Annotated in this window: 15 protein-coding genes; 6 read left to right on the top strand and 9 right to left on the bottom strand. The window is 72.6% G+C overall.

Going from position 1 to position 14,953, the window contains the following annotated elements; all coding sequences use genetic code 11:
• The 9 genes from QOZ86_RS17340 to QOZ86_RS17300 form a co-directional block, all read right to left on the bottom strand.
• On the bottom strand, nt 1-1,422 hold the full coding sequence (locus QOZ86_RS17340) for an FAD/NAD(P)-dependent oxidoreductase (protein WP_284493223.1): 1,422 nt from the start codon (nt 1,420-1,422) through the stop codon (nt 1-3).
• A complete protein-coding gene (locus tag QOZ86_RS17335; RefSeq protein WP_284493222.1) occupies nt 1,403-1,678 on the bottom strand; it encodes a (2Fe-2S)-binding protein in 276 nt (91 codons plus the stop codon). The genes QOZ86_RS17340 and QOZ86_RS17335 overlap by 20 nt, the downstream gene beginning before the upstream one ends.
• A gap of 73 nt (nt 1,679-1,751) precedes the next feature.
• Nucleotides 1,752-2,912, bottom strand: a complete 1,161-nt coding sequence (locus tag QOZ86_RS17330) for an NAD(P)/FAD-dependent oxidoreductase (RefSeq protein WP_284493221.1) — start codon at nt 2,910-2,912, stop codon at nt 1,752-1,754.
• Nucleotides 2,905-3,840: an ornithine cyclodeaminase family protein gene (locus QOZ86_RS17325; protein ID WP_284493220.1), complete on the bottom strand. Its 936-nt coding sequence runs from the start codon at nt 3,838-3,840 to the stop codon at nt 2,905-2,907. Before QOZ86_RS17325 ends, QOZ86_RS17330 begins: the two co-directional genes overlap by 8 nt.
• On the bottom strand, nt 3,837-4,295 hold the full coding sequence (locus QOZ86_RS17320; protein WP_284493219.1) for an aconitase X swivel domain-containing protein: 459 nt from the start codon (nt 4,293-4,295) through the stop codon (nt 3,837-3,839). The genes QOZ86_RS17325 and QOZ86_RS17320 overlap by 4 nt, the downstream gene beginning before the upstream one ends.
• Nucleotides 4,276-5,559 (bottom strand): aconitase X, encoded by a 1,284-nt coding sequence (locus QOZ86_RS17315; RefSeq protein ID WP_284493218.1) that lies wholly within the window; start codon nt 5,557-5,559, stop codon nt 4,276-4,278. Before QOZ86_RS17315 ends, QOZ86_RS17320 begins: the two co-directional genes overlap by 20 nt.
• Entirely contained in the window at nt 5,559-6,956 is a 1,398-nt protein-coding gene (locus QOZ86_RS17310) for an aldehyde dehydrogenase family protein (RefSeq protein ID WP_284493217.1), read from the bottom strand. Before QOZ86_RS17310 ends, QOZ86_RS17315 begins: the two co-directional genes overlap by 1 nt.
• Before the next feature lie 33 nt (nt 6,957-6,989).
• Complete coding sequence (locus QOZ86_RS17305) at nt 6,990-7,994, bottom strand: proline racemase family protein (protein WP_284493216.1); 1,005 nt, start codon at nt 7,992-7,994, stop codon at nt 6,990-6,992.
• A 3-nt stretch (nt 7,995-7,997) separates the two neighbouring features.
• A complete protein-coding gene (locus QOZ86_RS17300; protein ID WP_284493215.1) occupies nt 7,998-8,924 on the bottom strand; it encodes a dihydrodipicolinate synthase family protein in 927 nt (308 codons plus the stop codon).
• A 228-nt stretch (nt 8,925-9,152) separates the two neighbouring features.
• Here QOZ86_RS17300 and QOZ86_RS17295 point away from each other — a divergent pair, with 228 nt between their 5' ends.
• From QOZ86_RS17295 to QOZ86_RS17270, 6 genes are all read left to right on the top strand, one after another.
• Complete coding sequence (locus QOZ86_RS17295; RefSeq protein ID WP_284493214.1) at nt 9,153-10,334, top strand: branched-chain amino acid ABC transporter substrate-binding protein; 1,182 nt, start codon at nt 9,153-9,155, stop codon at nt 10,332-10,334.
• A gap of 62 nt (nt 10,335-10,396) precedes the next feature.
• Nucleotides 10,397-11,290, top strand: a complete 894-nt coding sequence (locus QOZ86_RS17290; RefSeq protein WP_284493213.1) for a branched-chain amino acid ABC transporter permease — start codon at nt 10,397-10,399, stop codon at nt 11,288-11,290.
• The gene (locus tag QOZ86_RS17285) at nt 11,290-12,327 is read left to right on the top strand and encodes a branched-chain amino acid ABC transporter permease (RefSeq protein WP_284493212.1); all 1,038 of its coding nucleotides are present in this window, start codon (nt 11,290-11,292) and stop codon (nt 12,325-12,327) included. The genes QOZ86_RS17290 and QOZ86_RS17285 overlap by 1 nt, the downstream gene beginning before the upstream one ends.
• Nucleotides 12,312-13,175, top strand: a complete 864-nt coding sequence (locus QOZ86_RS17280) for an ABC transporter ATP-binding protein (RefSeq protein WP_284493211.1) — start codon at nt 12,312-12,314, stop codon at nt 13,173-13,175. Before QOZ86_RS17285 ends, QOZ86_RS17280 begins: the two co-directional genes overlap by 16 nt.
• Nucleotides 13,168-13,896, top strand: a complete 729-nt coding sequence (locus QOZ86_RS17275; RefSeq protein WP_284493210.1) for an ABC transporter ATP-binding protein — start codon at nt 13,168-13,170, stop codon at nt 13,894-13,896. The genes QOZ86_RS17280 and QOZ86_RS17275 overlap by 8 nt, the downstream gene beginning before the upstream one ends.
• Nucleotides 13,896-14,948 (top strand): proline racemase family protein, encoded by a 1,053-nt coding sequence (locus tag QOZ86_RS17270; RefSeq protein WP_284493209.1) that lies wholly within the window; start codon nt 13,896-13,898, stop codon nt 14,946-14,948. Before QOZ86_RS17275 ends, QOZ86_RS17270 begins: the two co-directional genes overlap by 1 nt.
• Nucleotides 14,949-14,953 lie beyond the last annotated feature (5 nt).

Here is a 14,953-nt window from a genome sequence, read left to right as displayed (position 1 = left end):
TCAGCCGGGAGCGCGGTCGTCGGCCGCGGCCAGGGTGCCCAGCCGGAGGGGCGCGGCCACCGGGCGGGCGGCCATCGATGCAGGCGAGGCAGGCCGCCCCGACCACGCCGACATCAGGCACGAGGTCGCGTATCCGCAGACCCGCCCCTGGCACCACCCCATCCCGGGGCGCGTGAGCAGCTTCGCCGACCGGGCGTCGTCCGCCCCGAGAAGGAGTGCTTCCCGGGCACGGCCGACCGTCACCTCCTCGCATCGGCACAGCACCGTGGCGTCGGTCAACCGCTCCATCCAAGCCGAGGGCACCGGGTGCGCGGCGTGCATGGCGACGGCGAACCGACGCAGCGCCGCCCGGCGGCGCAGCAGCCGACGATCGGTGACTGCGGCGCCGGCCGCGACCGTGCCGGCGATCTCCCCCTCGGTCACGGCGAGGTCCGCTCCCCCCACTCCGCAGGCCTCCCCCGCGATGAACACGTCGGCCACCGAGCTGCGCTGCTCGTCGTCGACCACGCAGACGAGCGAGCCGTCGACGTCGACACGGGTGGCGCAGCCCAGGGCCAGCGGCAGCTCGAGCTGCGGGGTGAAGCCCCAGCCGACGGCCAGCGTGTCCGCCTCGACGGTGGTCCGGGTGCCGGGCAGCGCCCTGCCGTGCCGGTCCAGGCGGACGGTGGTGACCCGCTCGAGCACCCCGTCCCCGGAGGCCTCCAGCACCGCGGTCCGCGTCCGCACGGGTACCCGGTGCCGCGCCAGGGCACGGGCATAGCCCGCTCCCTCGCCCAGCTTGCCGACGTTGCGCAGCACGGCACCGGCGTGCCGCGCCCAGGCCAGCGGCGAGGCGGCTTCGAGGACACCGACGACGGTGGCACCGGACTCGGCCAACCCGGCCGCCACCGGCAGCAGGAAGGGGCCGGTGCCCGCGACGACGACCCGCTGCCCGGCCGTCACGGCGTGCCCCTTGAGCAGGGCCTGGACCCCGCCGGCGGTCATCACCCCGGGCAGGTCCCAGCCGGGGAAGGGGACCTGCCGGTCGTAGGCGCCGGGCGCCAGCACGAGCCGGCGACCGCGGATTTCGACCTCGTACTCACCGGCACCCGTGCCGGTGAGCGCCCGGACCACGAAGCCGGACTCGTCGCGACCGACGGTCCAGACGGAGTGCCGCGGGTAGTACCCACCCCCGGCCGCGATCCCGGCGAGCTGCCCGGTCAGGGCACGGTAGGTCGACAGTCCGTGGTGCAGGTGCGTCACGGACCCGGCCAGGACATCCCCAGCCGGCTGCCGCCAGTACTGTCCGCCCGGCATCACGGCTGCGTCGACCACCGCCACGTCGGCCCCGAGAGCCGCGGCTCGCCCTGCGGCGGCCAGGCCGGCCGGTCCCCCTCCGATGACGACGACGTCGTGCACCCGGTCAGACCGCGAGGTGTCCATGGCCCGTCCCCTCCTGGCTCTCCACGCGCATACCGGTGTCGGCCGGCACCAGGCACGCACGTTCGTTGGGTCGGCCGTCGAGCACCAGCAAGCAGTCGAAGCACATGCCGATGCCGCAGAACAGCCCGCGCAGGCGCCCCTCTACCCGGGTGGTGCGCCAGGACCGGATGCCTGCGGCCATCAGGGCCGCTCCCACGCTCTGCCCGGCGACGAAGGGCACGGGTCGGCCGTCGAAGGTGAAGCTCGGCTCGGTCACAAGTCCTCCTCGCTGGCGCTCGTCGGCCACGTGACCGGCGGTGCTGTGTCCCTCCGTGACCTCGCAAGCTCGGTCATACGTCCTCCATGGCGAAGCGCATCGGATCGAAAGGGCCGGGGTCGACCAGCGGGTGTGCACCGGTCAGCAGGTCGGCGATGAGGCGCCCGGTCGCCGGCGCGAGCCCGATTCCGGCGCCCTCGTGCCCGCAGGCGTGCAGCAGCCCCTGGACCCGGCGGTCGTGCCCGACGACGGGCAGGTGATCGGGACAGTACGGACGGAAGCCGCGGTAGCTGCGCATGAGCCGGACGTCCGCCAGGAACGGGAACAACCGGATCGCCTGCGCCGCGAGCCGGCGCAGCACCTCCACCGAGAGCGTCTCGTCGAATCCGACCCGTTCCCGGCTCGCCCCGATCAGGACCGTTCCACCGCGGGTGCCCTCGATGACGGCGGAGGTCTCCAGGCCCGCATCGTCGGACGCGACGTTCTCCACGTAGTCCGCCGAGTACACCTTGTGCCGGATCACCCGGGGCAGCGGTTCGGTCACCAGGATGAAGCCACGGCGGGGCAGGACCGGGACCGAGCCGCCGAGCCGCTCGCCCACGTCGCCGCCCCAGGTCCCGGCGGCGTTGACCACCGCGCCGGCCGGGTAGGTGGCATCCCGGGTGTGCACGGCGGTGAGGCGGCCGTCCGCACCCCTGGCCGCCCCGGTCACCTCGGTACCGGTGACGACGCGCGCCCCCAGGTCGCGGGCCGCCGCCAGCAGCGACGCCGCGGCCAGCACCGGCTGCACCTGCAGGTCCTGCGGGTAGTACACGCCGCCGGGCAGCCCACTGGCGAGGTTCGGCTCGTGGGCGCGCAGGCCGTCGGGGGTGACGGGCTCGGCCGTCACCCCCGCCGCCCCCTGACCGACGGCGAAGCGGCGGAGCGAGGCCATGCCCGCCTCGCCGGTCGCGACGACCAGCCCGCCCTTCTCCTCCAGCTCGAACCGGTCGGCGCCGTACTCGGCCGCCAGTTCCAGCCAGAGCGAGCGGGAGGCCAGTGCCAGGTCGAGCTCGGGGCCGGCTCCCTTGTCCGAGACGAGGATGTTCCCCTCGCACCGGCTGGTCGTGCCTGCGCCCACCGACCCGCGATCGAGGACGGTGACCGACAGGCCGGCCCGGGCGGCGTAGAGAGCGCAGGCCGCGCCGATGATGCCGGCGCCCACCACGACCACGTCCGTGCCGCGTTCAGGCACCGTGCACCTCCTGCCAGCGGCGGTGCACGAGCTGGGCCACGGCCAGGTCCTGCCAGCCCATGCCGACGCTCTTGAACACCGATCCTCCGGCTTCGGGCGTGAGCCGTACCGCGTCCCGGAGGCCGATCAGCTCCCCCTCGGCGAGGTCGCCCGACGCCACCGCCTGGATGACGTCGCCGGCCTCGCGCATCGCGACCCCGGCGTCCTCCACCACCACCCGGTCGGCCCGGCGCAGCACCGTCCCGTCCAGCTCGCGGGCCTCGGCCTCGTGCGAGCCCACCGCCACCACGCAGGCGTGGCCCGGAAGCCGCGCGCCGTCGAACAACGGCTCTCGCGCCGTGGTCGCGCAGACCACGATGTCGGCCGTGGTCACGTCCTCGGCGTCGCCGGCCCGTGCCGCGACACCTGTCGCGGCCAACCGGCTCGCGAGCGCCTCCGCTCCGGCCCGCCGCCGCGCCACCACCACGACCTCGGCCACGGGACGCACGGCGCGGACCGCTTCCACGTGTCCCCACGCCTGCGGCCCGGAGCCGAAGACCACCAGCCGCCGGGCGGACGGGAGCGCGAGGTGCCGCACGGCCGCAGCGGAGACGGCCGGTGTCCGCACCGTGGTCAGCGCCGTCCCGTCCAGCAGCGCCGTGACGGCGAGGGACTCCGGGTCGTAGAGCACGTAGACCGCCTGGATGCGGGGCAACCCCCGGTCGGGGTTCGCCGGTGCCACGGTGGCCAGCTTGACGCCGACGCCGGTCGGTGTCGTCCCCGGCATGAGCAGCAGCTGCCCGTGCGGCACGTCGACGATCGACCGCTGCGGGACCCGGTCCGGGTCCAGCCCGTCCAGGAGGACCTGCTCGACGGCGGCGACGGCATCCGGCCAGGGCGCCAGCTCGAAGATCGCGCGCTCGTCCAGGTACGGCGGTGCCGTCGTCACGGTTCCTCCACGGTCACGGTGGCCGGTCCGGCTGCTTCCCCGGCGGCGACGTGGGCGAGACCGCCGCCGGGCAGCCCGGACAGCTGATCAGGGGTGACCTCGACGACCGGCATCGAGGTGCCGTACATCTCCGCCGCGACGAGCGCACCGACGACCAGGATGCTGTCGGGCTCCACGAGCAGGAGGGCGGCCGGGGCCCGGCCGGACCGGATCAGCTCGGCCAGGACCGCCGCGGAGGAGCTGGACCCCCGCCCCGATCGCATCGCGACCACGCGCCCGGTGACGCTCGACCCGTGCTGGGGGTGGTGGTGGTCCACGACCGTCCCCTCCTGGTCGACCCCGCCCCAGAAGGACAACGCCGCTCCGAGCGGGAGCAGAGCCCCGGTGCCGCTGCCCGGGTGCAGGGACCGGCCGGTCAGCGTGCGGCCGCGGACCTCAGCCCCAGAGGCGCCCATCGCGCACCACCTCTCCCGCGCGGGCGGAGGCGACGCACTCGGGAAGGCTGCCGAGCACCGTGTCGATCCCGAGGTTGGCCGGCGCGTACCAGGCCCACTTGCCCGAGTTGGTCATGACGGTGCGGACCCCGGGGTCGAGCACCGGGGTGACGTAGGTGCACGTGTCGGTCACGATCCGCGCCCCGGCCCCCTCAACCGTGTCGGCGTAGCCGAGCGCACGCGCCTGCTCGAGCACGGCCCGGCTGGTGGAAACGTAGACGGTCAGCGACCGGGCGAACGCGGGGCCGCCGGCGAGCGCGGAGGCGAGCGCGGCGAACTCGGCGACCGAGAAGTGGGGTGTGCCCAGGCTCACCGCGTCCAGCCGCCCCTCGGTGACCGTGCTCAGCCGGTCACGGGCGGCACGCAGGTCGGCGGCGGTCACCGGGATCACCGGCGCGCCCGACCGTGCGACCGCACCGAGGGTCGATGCCTCGGGGGTCACGCCGATGACGTGGAAGAGCGCGACGCCACCCGTGGACGCGGCGGTCGCCCCGAGTGCCTTGAGCCGGTCCTCCGTCGTGCCGCCGTCGGTCAGGTCGCCCGGCAGGCCGACCAGTGCCGCGACGCGGGTGCCGGCCAGGTCCCCGAGCAGCGCACCGACGGCGGGCCACGCGGCGTCGTGGTCGAGCAGCTCACCGGGGACGCCCGAGAGGTCGAGGACCAGTTCTGCACGGCGGCCCTCGTCCTGGTGCAGGCCCGCGAACGGGACCCGCCCGGTGATCGCCGCGGCGAGGTCCAGGAAGTCGCCGTAACGGTCGGTGCGGGCACCGAGCACCGAGTTGACGAACGCGATGGCGTTGGACTCGGCCCACGCGACATGGCTGCCGATCGACGGGCGGTGGCCGGCCTGGTACGGCGCGCACGACCAGGTGGGCTCGCAACCCAGAGCGACGTGCGCGTCCATCAGCCGCCGGGCGTTCGTGTCCAGCGCGGCGTCGGCGCGCACCGTGCCGGGGTGGAGCAGGTCCAGCGACCCGACGTTGAGGGTCGTCCGCACCCGCACCCGTCCCCCGAACTCCACCAGGCGTTCGGTGAACTCCAGGCCCGCCGCACCGTGGTACAGGCAGCCGTCACCGTGGGCGGACGCCACCTCCACGAGACGCTCGGCACCGGTGGCGCGCGCGACCCCGACGACCAGCCGCATGCCCAGCGCCGTCGCCGGGCCGGCATCGCCGGCGAGCATGCCCTGCTCCTCCGCGGTGAGGAGCGGCAGCGCAGGGGCCATCAGGCGCCGAGCCCACCGAAGGGCAGCTCCCCCGCCCCGGGCGCCAGCGTCACCGTGTGCACCGAGGTGTAGAAGTCCTGGGCCGCCTTGCCCTGCTCGCGCAGGCCCACGCTGGAGGACTTCTCGCCACCGAAGGGGAGGTAGAAGTCCACCCCGGTGGTGGGCGCGTTCACCTTCACCAGGCCGGCCTCCAGCCGGTCGGAGACGGCCAGTGCCGCCGCCAGGTCCCGGGTGTAGACCGCGGCCACGAGCCCCTGCTCCACCCCGTTGGCCAGCTCCACCGCCTCCTGCAGGGTGGCCGCGGGGTGCAGCGTGACGATCGGCCCGAAGACCTCCTCGCAGGACAGCGGATGATCCAGCGGCACCTCCTCGAGGACGGCCGCCCCGACGAACCAGCCGGGTCGGTCCAGTCGCGCCCCGCCGGTGAGCAGCCGACCTCCGGCCGCGACCCCCGCAGCCGCAGAGTCGGCCACGCGGTCCCGCGCCCGCTCCTCGATGACGGGGCCGACGGTGGTCGCCGCATCGGCGGGGTCCCCCACGACCATGGCCTCGACCGCGGCGACCAAGGCATCGCGGAACGCCGCCGGGTCGCCGACGACGATCACCCTCTTGGTGGCCGTGCACTTCTGCCCGGCGAACCCCATCGCGGCGGCGGCGATCTGCGCTGCGGTCGAGGCCACGTCGGCGTCCGGCAGCACGATGGCTGGGTTCTGCCCACCCATCTCCGCCTGGACGGGCACACCACCCTCGGTGGCGGCGGCGACCACGCTGCGCCCGACGGCGGTCGAGCCGGTGAACGAGACGACGTCCGCTCCCGCCACGAGGGCGCGCCCGGTCTCGGCCTCGCCGGGGACGACGGCGAACAAGTCCTCGGGGATGGACGTAGCGAGGAGTTCCGCCAGCCGGACGGCGACCGCGGTGGCCTGGGGTGCGGGCTTGATGACGACCGCGTTGCCGAACGCCAGCGCCGGGGCTGCCTTCCACAGCGGGATGGCGAGCGGGAAGTTCCACGGCGTGATGAGCCCGGCCACGCCCAGCGGCCGACGCCGCGTGTAGAGCAGTCCGGCCACGGAGGGCTCGTGCACGGCGCCGACCGGGTCGAAGACCTGCTGGGCGTAGTACCGCAGGATCGCCACCGCGCGCGCCACCTCGCCCTGCGCCTCCCCCAGCGGCTTGCCCACCTCGCGGACCATCAGGTCGGCGAGCTCGGCCGATGCACCGGCCACCGCCTCGGCGGCGCCGGCCAGGGCCGTCGCCCGCGCCGCGGCCGGGCCCCGTCCCCACCCGCGCTGGGCGGACCGGGCACGCTGGACGGCCTTCTCGACCTCGTCCGGGCTCGTGGTCGGGACCTCGAGGACGAGATCGTCGGGGTTCTGCGGGGAGGAGCTGCGGATCACGGGAGATCTCCTAGCGTCGGAGGAGGGACAGCGTCAGAGCAGGAAGCCTGCGGGGAACGGATCGGTGGGGTCGAGCACGTACTGGGCGGTGCCGGTCACCCACGCCCGCCCGGTGATCGTGGGGACCACTGCGGTCGTCCTGCCGCCGACGGTCGTCTCCTCCACCAGCCGCCCGATGAACCGGGTGCCGATGAAGGACTCGTTGACGAAGTCGGCATGCAGGCCCAGCTCACCGCGCGCGTGCAGCTGCGCCATCCGGGCACTCGTGCCCGTGCCGCAGGGGCTGCGGTCGAACCATCCGGGATGGATCGCCATGGCGTGGCGGGAGTGGCGTGCGTCGGACCCCGGCGCGATGAGCTGGACGTGATGGCAGCCGGTGATCGCCGGGTCGGCCACGTGCACCGGCTGGGCCTGCTCGTTGATGGCCGCCATGATCGCCAGCCCCGCGTCGAGGAGGCGCTGCTTCTCCGCCCGGTCGTAGGGCAGGCCGAGCTCGTCGAGCTCCACCATCGCGTAGAAGTTGCCGCCGTAGGCCAGGTCGTAGCGCACGACGCCGAGCCCGGGGACGGGGACCGTGGCGTCGAGCGCATGGCTGTACGAGGGCACGTTGCGGATGGTCACCGACCGGGCGGCGCCGTCCTCCACCGCGACCTCGGCGACGACCAGGCCGGCGGGGGTGTCCAGGCGGATCGTCGTCGTCGGCTCGGTGACCGGCACCATCCCCGTCTCGACGAGCACCGTGGCGACGCCGATCGTGCCGTGCCCGCACATCGGCAGACAGCCCGAGACCTCGATGTAGAGCACTCCCCAGTCCGCGTCGGGGCGCGTCGGCGGCTGGAGGATCGCCCCGGACATCGAGGCGTGCCCCCGCGGCTCGTACATCAGCAGGGTGCGCAGGTCGTCGCTGTTCTCCATGAACCAGCGCCGACGTTCCATCATGGTCGTCCCGGGGAGCATCCCCACTCCACCGGTGATCACCCGGGTGGGCATGCCCTCCGTGTGGGAGTCGACAGCCTGCACCAGCCGACGGGCCCGCATGGCTCAGGACAGCCCTGCTGCGAGCGCCGCCTCGGTGGCCTCGCGAACGACCTTCTCCTGCTCCGGCAGGAGCGGCTGCCGCGGCGGCCGGCACGGCCCACCGGTGCGGCCGACGATGTCCATGGAGAGCTTGATCGCCTGCACGAACTCGGTCTTGGAGTCCCACCGCAGCAGCGGGTGCAGCAGCCGGTAGAGCGGCAGGGCGGTCTCCAGGTCGCGGGCGAGGGAGGCCTCGTACAGTCGCACGGAGGCCTGGGGGAACGCGTTGGGGTACCCCGCGACCCAGCCGGTCGCACCCGCCAGGCCGACCTCGAACACCACGTCGTCGGTCCCGATCATCACCTCGAGCCCAGGTGCGAGCTCGGCGATCTCGTAGGCCCGCCGGACATCACCGCTGAACTCCTTGACGGCCACGATCAGCCCCTCCCCGTGGAGGCGGGCGAGCAGCTGCGGCGTCAGGTCGATCTTCGTGTCGATGGGATTGTTGTACGCCGTCACGGGGAGGCCGGCCTTGCTGATCTCGCGGTAGTGCTCCACGACGGCCCGCTCGTCGGCCCGGTACGCGTTCGGCGGCAACGCCATGACGACCTGGGCCCCCATCTCGGCGGCCTGCTCGGCCCAGCGCCGCGCCTCGAAGGCGCCGTAGGCACCGACGCCCGGCATCACGGAGAAGCCCTCGGGTGAGGCGTCGACCGCGACCTGCACGACCCGCGCCCGCTCTTCCGGCGTCAGCACCTGGTACTCGCCCAGCGACCCGTTCGGTGTCACGCCGTGGACGCCGTTGTCGGCGAGCCAGCGGACGTGCTCGCCGTAGGCGTCGAAGTCGACCGAGAGGTCAGCGCGGTACGGCAGCGCGGTGGCGACCAGGACGCCGTGCCACGGCTGGGTGCGGGCACCGGCGGATCCGGCGGGACGGGGGTTCGAAGTCATGGCGATCGCCTGTCTCTCTCCGAGGGAAACGTCGGTGCTATGTACCATGCTACTGGCCTCAAAGCCAGCGAATGTCTCGTTTCGGCGACGTCCGCACCCAGTCGGTGCCTGGCTCTTTGCAGGACGCGGAACGTCTGCTTTGGTATGTGCCACATCACACGTTACAGCTCGCTTCTCCCGTCCAGGTGCCGCGCCAGAGGGCCGTCACCGCGAGAAAGGAAGCCGTCCATGACCCCGATGACCGGTCGGCCCAGGCGCCGATCCGCCACCTTCGCCAGCGTCTTCGCCGCGTCGCTCGTCCTCACCGGATGCGGCGGCGGACTTCTCTCCGGCGACGACGAGGCCGCCGGCTCCGACGAGCCGATCGCTCTCGGCATGATCACGCCGCTGTCGGGCAGCAGCGCCGCCATCGGCCCCTACATGCAGAACGGCGCACAGCTCGCGGTCGACGAGATCAACGCCGACGGCGGCATCGACGGTCGGGAGCTGGAGCTCGTCATCGAGGACGGCGCGTGCGACCCCCGCACCGCCACGGCCGCCGCCAACAAGCTGGTCACCGAGGGCGTGGAGATCTCCGTCGGCGGCTACTGCTCGGGCGCCACCCTCCCGACGCTGCCCATCTTCAACAAGGCCGGCGTCCCGATGATCATCCCCGCCGCGAACTCCACCGAACTCGTGGACCAGGGGCTGGAGAACGTCTTCCTGATCAACGGCACCGGCACGCAGCAGGCACAGGCCGCCGTCGAGTTCATGGAGAAGCAGGGCGCCACCCGGGTCGCCATCGTCGACGACAACACCAGCTACTCCACGGACATCGCCGAGCAGACGGCTGAGCTGCTGGAAGGCGGCGAGGGCCCCGAGCTGGTGCTCCAGGAGTCGGTGACCGCCGGCGAGAGCGACTACAGCGCCAACGTCAACGCCGTGGTGCAGGCCAACCCGGACTTCGTCTACTGGACCGGGTACTACCAGGAGGGCGGCCTGATCATCCGCCAGCTGCGGCAGGCGGGCTACACCGGCCCCATCATGGTGGCCGACGGCTCGGTCGACCAGCAGCTGGTCGAGATCGCCGGAGCGGAGAACGCCGCGGGCGTCTTCGCGACGATGACCCAGACGCCGGACACCATCCCCGGCGCGGAGGACTGGATCGCCAGCTACACCGAGAAGTTCGGGGCGGATCCCGGCCCGTACTCCACCCAGGCCTACGACGCCGTCCGGGTCGCGGCGGAGGCGCTCCGCGAGGCCGGCTCGACGGAGACCGACGAGGTGATCGCGGCACTGGAGGCCATCGACGGCTTCGAGCTCTTCTCGGGCCCGCTCCAGTTCACCGAGGACCACACGCTGAGCAGCGGTGGCTTCCTGATCCTGTCCGTCCAGGACGGGGAGTTCCAGCTCGAGGACCCACTGGAATGAGCCGCGGAACTGGCCGGCGCGCCCCGGCGCGCCGGCCAGTTCTTCCATGAGAGGGCAGACCTTTGTCGCAACTACTCTGGAACGGGCTGTTCGTCGGCTCGTTCTACGCGCTGGTCGCACTGGGCTACAGCATGGTCTACGGGATCATCAAGCTGCTGAACTTCGCCCACGGCGACATCTACATGCTCGGGGCCTTCGCCGGCTTCGGGCTGCTCACCATGGCGGGGGCGATGGCCACCTCTGCCAGCTTCCTCGCGCTCTTCGTCGTCCTGCTGGTCGCCATGCTCGCCACCGGCACGTCGGGGCTCATCCTGGAGCGGGTGGCCTACCGGCCGCTGCGGGGCGCACCCAGGCTCTCGGTCCTCATCACCGCCGTCGGCGCGTCCTTCGCCCTCGAGTACGGCATGCGCCTGGTCGCCGGGCCGAACCCGCAGGTCTACCCGATCCGGCTCGAGGGCACCACGGTCCACGTGCTGGGTGCCCGCGTCACCCTCCAGCAGCTAGCCCTCGTCGCCATCGCGATCCTGCTCATGATCGGCCTGCAGTGGCTGATCATGGGAACCGGGACCGGCCGGGCGATGCGGGCCATCTCGCAGGACCCGAAGGCGTCGCTCTACATGGGCATCAACGTCAACTCGGTGATCGCCCGGACGTTCTTCATCGGCTCGGCGCTGGCCGGTGCCGCCGGTGTGATGGCGGGCGCCTACTACGGGAAGATCGACTTCCTGATGGGCTTCCTCATCGGCCTGAAGGCCTTCACGGCCGCGGTGATCGGCGGGATCGGCAACATCAAGGGCGCCATGCTCGGGGGCCTGGTCCTCGGGATGCTGGAGACCTTCGGCACCGCCTGGCTCGGCGGTGAATGGCGCGACGTCTTCGCCTTCGGCTTCCTCATCCTCTTCCTCACCCTGCGCCCGACCGGACTGCTGGGCGAACGCGTGACGGAGCGTGTCTGATGTTCTGGAACCGGAAGAAAGCTCCCACCACCGCCGGCACCGCCCGCGCCGGAGTCCTCAACCGGCTCCTCGGCGACCGCCGGCTGGGCTGGATCGGGTTCGCGGTGGCGCTGCTCGCCCCGTTCGTCAGTGCCACGAACTACTCGCTGTCGGTCATGACGTCCGCCGCGCTGTTCGTGATGCTCGCCGTCGGGCTGAACATCGTCGTCGGCTACTGCGGGCTGCTCGACCTGGGGTACGCCGCGTTCTTCGCCATCGGCGCCTACGCAAGCGGCATCCTGGCGACCACCTACGGGTGGTCGTTGCTGGCAACCGTGCCCGTGGTGCTGGTCGCTGCCGTGCTCGCCGGCATCATCATCGGCGGGCCGACACTCCGGCTGCGCAGCGACTACCTGGCCATCGTCACGCTCGGCTTCGGCGAGATCATCCGGATCACCGCCAACAACCTGGACGTCACCGGCGGCCCGTCCGGCATCTACGGCATCCCGGGCCTGGACCTTTTCGGGCTGGATCTGAGCGACCCCGTCGCGTTCTACTACGCGGTCGTCGTGATCGTCGCCCTCGCCGTGGTCGGGGCCGCCCGGCTGGGGCGCAGCCGCATGGGACGGGCCTGGCGGTTCATCCGGGAGGACGAGGATGCCGCCGAGGCGATGGGCATCCACACCTACAAGCTGAAGCTGGCGGCGTACATCGCGGGTGCGGTCTGGGGCGGTCTGGCCGGCATCCTCTTCGGCGCCCAGCTGACGGCCATCTCGCCGCAGAGCTTCACGTTCCTCTGGTCGGCCCTCATCCTGATGGCCGTCGTCCTCGGCGGCATGGGATCCACGCCGGGCGTCGTCCTGGGGGCGATCTTCGTCAGCCTCCTGCCGGAGCTGCTGCGCGATGCGGCCGACTACCGGTTCTTCGTCTTCGGCGTGCTGCTGATCGTCGTGATGATCTTCCGCCCGCAGGGCCTCTGGCCCTCCACCGCGTCCGAACGGGCTCCGGACCGGCGCCCCGACCCGGCCGAGAAGGAGGAAGCATGGCAGGCGCAGTGAGCGTCTCCCCGGGCGGAGCGCCCAGCACCCCGCCGGACGGCGGCCCGCGGCCGTTGCTCGACGTCCAGGACCTGCACCTGGACTTCGGCGGGATCAAGGCCGTCGACGGCCTGTCGTTCTCGGCTTACGACGGGGACATCCTGTCCGTGATCGGCCCCAACGGTGCGGGCAAGACGAGCGCGTTCAACTGCATCACCGGGTTCTACAAGCCGACCGGCGGCACGGTGCTCATCGACGGTGAGGACATCACCGGCGCGCGGCCGTCCGCGATCGCCGGCCGTGGGGTCTCGCGCACCTTCCAGAACCTGCGGCTGTTCGGTGAGCTCACTGTGCTGGACAACGTGCGCGCGGGGATGCACCTGCGGATCAAGCAGAGCGCCCTCGATGCGCTGCTGCACACGCCACGGTTCCGCCGGTCGGAGCGGGAGGCCACCGAGGAGGCCAACCGCTGGCTGGACTTCGTCGGTCTGCGCGGCGACCGGGGCGGGCCCGCGCGCAACCTGCCCTACGGCGAGCAGCGGCGGGTGGAGATCGCCCGGGCCCTCGCCCGCGGCCCGAAGCTCCTGCTCCTCGACGAGCCGGCCGCGGGACTGAACCACAGCGAGAAGATGGAACTGCTGGACCTGCTGCGCCGGATCAGCGCGCTCGGGGTCGCCCTGGTGCTCATCGAGCACGACATGGGGCTGGTCATGCAGGTGTCCCAGCGCATCGTCGTCCTCAACTTCGGGAAGCAGATCGCCGACGGAACGCCCGAGGAGGTCCGCCGGGACCCGGCGGTGCTGGAGGCCTACCTGGGGAAGGACGAGGACGAGCCGCAGGCCGGTGACACGGAGGTGCCGCATGAGTGAGCCGGCAAGCGGAGTGGCCCTGGAGATCGAGGACCTCGACGTCTTCTACGGCCGCGTCCACGCCCTGCGGGGGCTGTCGATCCGGGTCCGGGAGGGCGAGATCGTCGCCCTCCTCGGCAACAACGGCGCCGGGAAGACGACGACACTGGCCTCGGTGTCCGGCGTCGTCCCCGCCCAGTCCGGCCGGATCGTGGCCTTCGGGGAGGACGTCACCAAGGCCAAGCCGTGGGACATCGTCGGTCGCGGCGTGATCCACGTCCCGGAGGGACGGCGGATCTTCTCCCGCCTCACCATCCACGAGAATCTCCAGCTGGGCGGCTACCTGGTCAAGGACGAGAAGGTCGTCGACCAGCGGATCGCGGAGGTCTACGACATCCTCCCCCGCCTGGCCGAACGCCGTGGCCAGCAGGGCGGCACCCTCTCCGGGGGCGAGCAGCAGATGCTGGCCGTCGGGCGGGCGCTCGTGGCCGGGCCGCGACTGCTCATGCTCGACGAACCGTCCATGGGCCTGGCCCCGCTGATCGTCACGCAGATCATGGAGCTGGTCGAGCGCATCAACCGGTCGGGCACCTCGGTCCTGCTGGTGGAGCAGAACGCCCGGGCGGCACTGCGCATCTCGCACCGCGCCTACGTGGTCGAGAGCGGCCAGATCACCCTCGAAGGGCCGGCCTCGGAGCTGGCCGCCGACCACCGGGTCATCGACGCCTACCTGGGCGCGTGATGTCCGAGAACACGGCGCCGGACGCCGTCCCCGGTGGGAACAGCACCAGGATCACCACGACCGACTACCACACCGCCGGGGAGCCGTTCCGCATCGTCACCGCCGGGTTCCCGGAAATCCTCGGTGACACGGTGCTGGCGCGGCGCTCGTTCGCCCAGCAGGACCCGGCGGTCGACGCGGTCCGCCGGCTGCTGGTGAACGAGCCCCGCGGCCACGCGGACATGTACGGCGGCTTCGTCGTCCCCCCGGACGACCCGGGGGCGCACTTCGGCGTGCTGTTCTGGCACAAGGACGGTTACTCCACCGCCTGCGGTCACGGCACGATCGCCCTGGGCGCATGGGCGGTGCAGAGCGGGCTGGTGCCCACAGATCCCGACGGGGACACCGACGTGGTGATCGACGTGCCGTCGGGCCGGGTCACGGCGCGGGTCACCTGCGCCGCCGGCCGGGTGCGGCAGGTCGCCTTCCGGAACATCCCCGCGTACGTCCTGGGCCGGGACGTCGAGGTGCCGACCGACCGGGGCACCGTCCGCGCCGACCTGAGCTACGGAGGTGCCATCTACGCGTCCGTGCCGGCGGCGGCCTTCGGCCTGACGGTCCGGCCCGAGGCCTACGCCGACCTGCTCGCCGCCGGCCGGCAGGTGAAGCACGCGCTCCAGGCGACGGAGTGGGCGCGGCATCCGGTGGACCGGCGCCTGGACGGCGTCTACGGCACGATCCTCTACGAGGACCTCGGCCGCGCACCGGGCGAGGTCCGGCAGCGCAACATGGTCGTCTTCGCCGACGGCGAGGTGGATCGCTCGCCGTGCGGTTCGGGCACCTCCGCCCGGCTGGCCCTGCTCGCCGACGAGGGCGCGCTCGGCACCGGCGACGTCCTGGTGCACGATTCGGTGGTCGGCACCCGTTTCATCGGACGGGTCGTCGACCACGTCTCCGTGGACTCGCGCGGGGCCGTGGTGACGGAGGTGCAGGGCAGCGCCCACCGCACGGGGGAACATGTCTTCGTCCTGGAGCCCGACGACCCGGTCGGCCTGGGATTCACGTTGAGATAGGTGAG

Source organism: Blastococcus capsensis (genome assembly GCF_030165005.1).
Lineage (GTDB): Bacteria > Actinomycetota > Actinomycetes > Mycobacteriales > Geodermatophilaceae > Blastococcus > Blastococcus capsensis.
This window is presented reverse-complemented; position numbering and strand designations above follow the sequence as displayed.

Bases quoted from the DNA above. Each gene is read 5' to 3' on its own strand.
- QOZ86_RS17285 (WP_284493212.1), top strand. From the start codon at position 11,290: ATGTTCTGGAACCGGAAGAAAGCTCCCACCACCGCCGGCACCGCCCGC.
- QOZ86_RS17280 (WP_284493211.1), top strand. From the start codon at position 12,312: ATGGCAGGCGCAGTGAGCGTCTCCCCGGGCGGAGCGCCCAGCACCCCG.
- QOZ86_RS17315 (WP_284493218.1), bottom strand. From the start codon at position 5,559: ATGGCCCCTGCGCTGCCGCTCCTCACCGCGGAGGAGCAGGGCATGCTC.
- QOZ86_RS17300 (WP_284493215.1), bottom strand. From the start codon at position 8,924: ATGACTTCGAACCCCCGTCCCGCCGGATCCGCCGGTGCCCGCACCCAG.
- QOZ86_RS17275 (WP_284493210.1), top strand. From the start codon at position 13,168: ATGAGTGAGCCGGCAAGCGGAGTGGCCCTGGAGATCGAGGACCTCGAC.
- QOZ86_RS17320 (WP_284493219.1), bottom strand. From the start codon at position 4,295: ATGGGCGCCTCTGGGGCTGAGGTCCGCGGCCGCACGCTGACCGGCCGG.
- QOZ86_RS17270 (WP_284493209.1), top strand. From the start codon at position 13,896: ATGTCCGAGAACACGGCGCCGGACGCCGTCCCCGGTGGGAACAGCACC.
- QOZ86_RS17295 (WP_284493214.1), top strand. From the start codon at position 9,153: ATGACCCCGATGACCGGTCGGCCCAGGCGCCGATCCGCCACCTTCGCC.
- QOZ86_RS17340 (WP_284493223.1), bottom strand. From the start codon at position 1,422: ATGGACACCTCGCGGTCTGACCGGGTGCACGACGTCGTCGTCATCGGA.
- QOZ86_RS17305 (WP_284493216.1), bottom strand. From the start codon at position 7,994: ATGCGGGCCCGTCGGCTGGTGCAGGCTGTCGACTCCCACACGGAGGGC.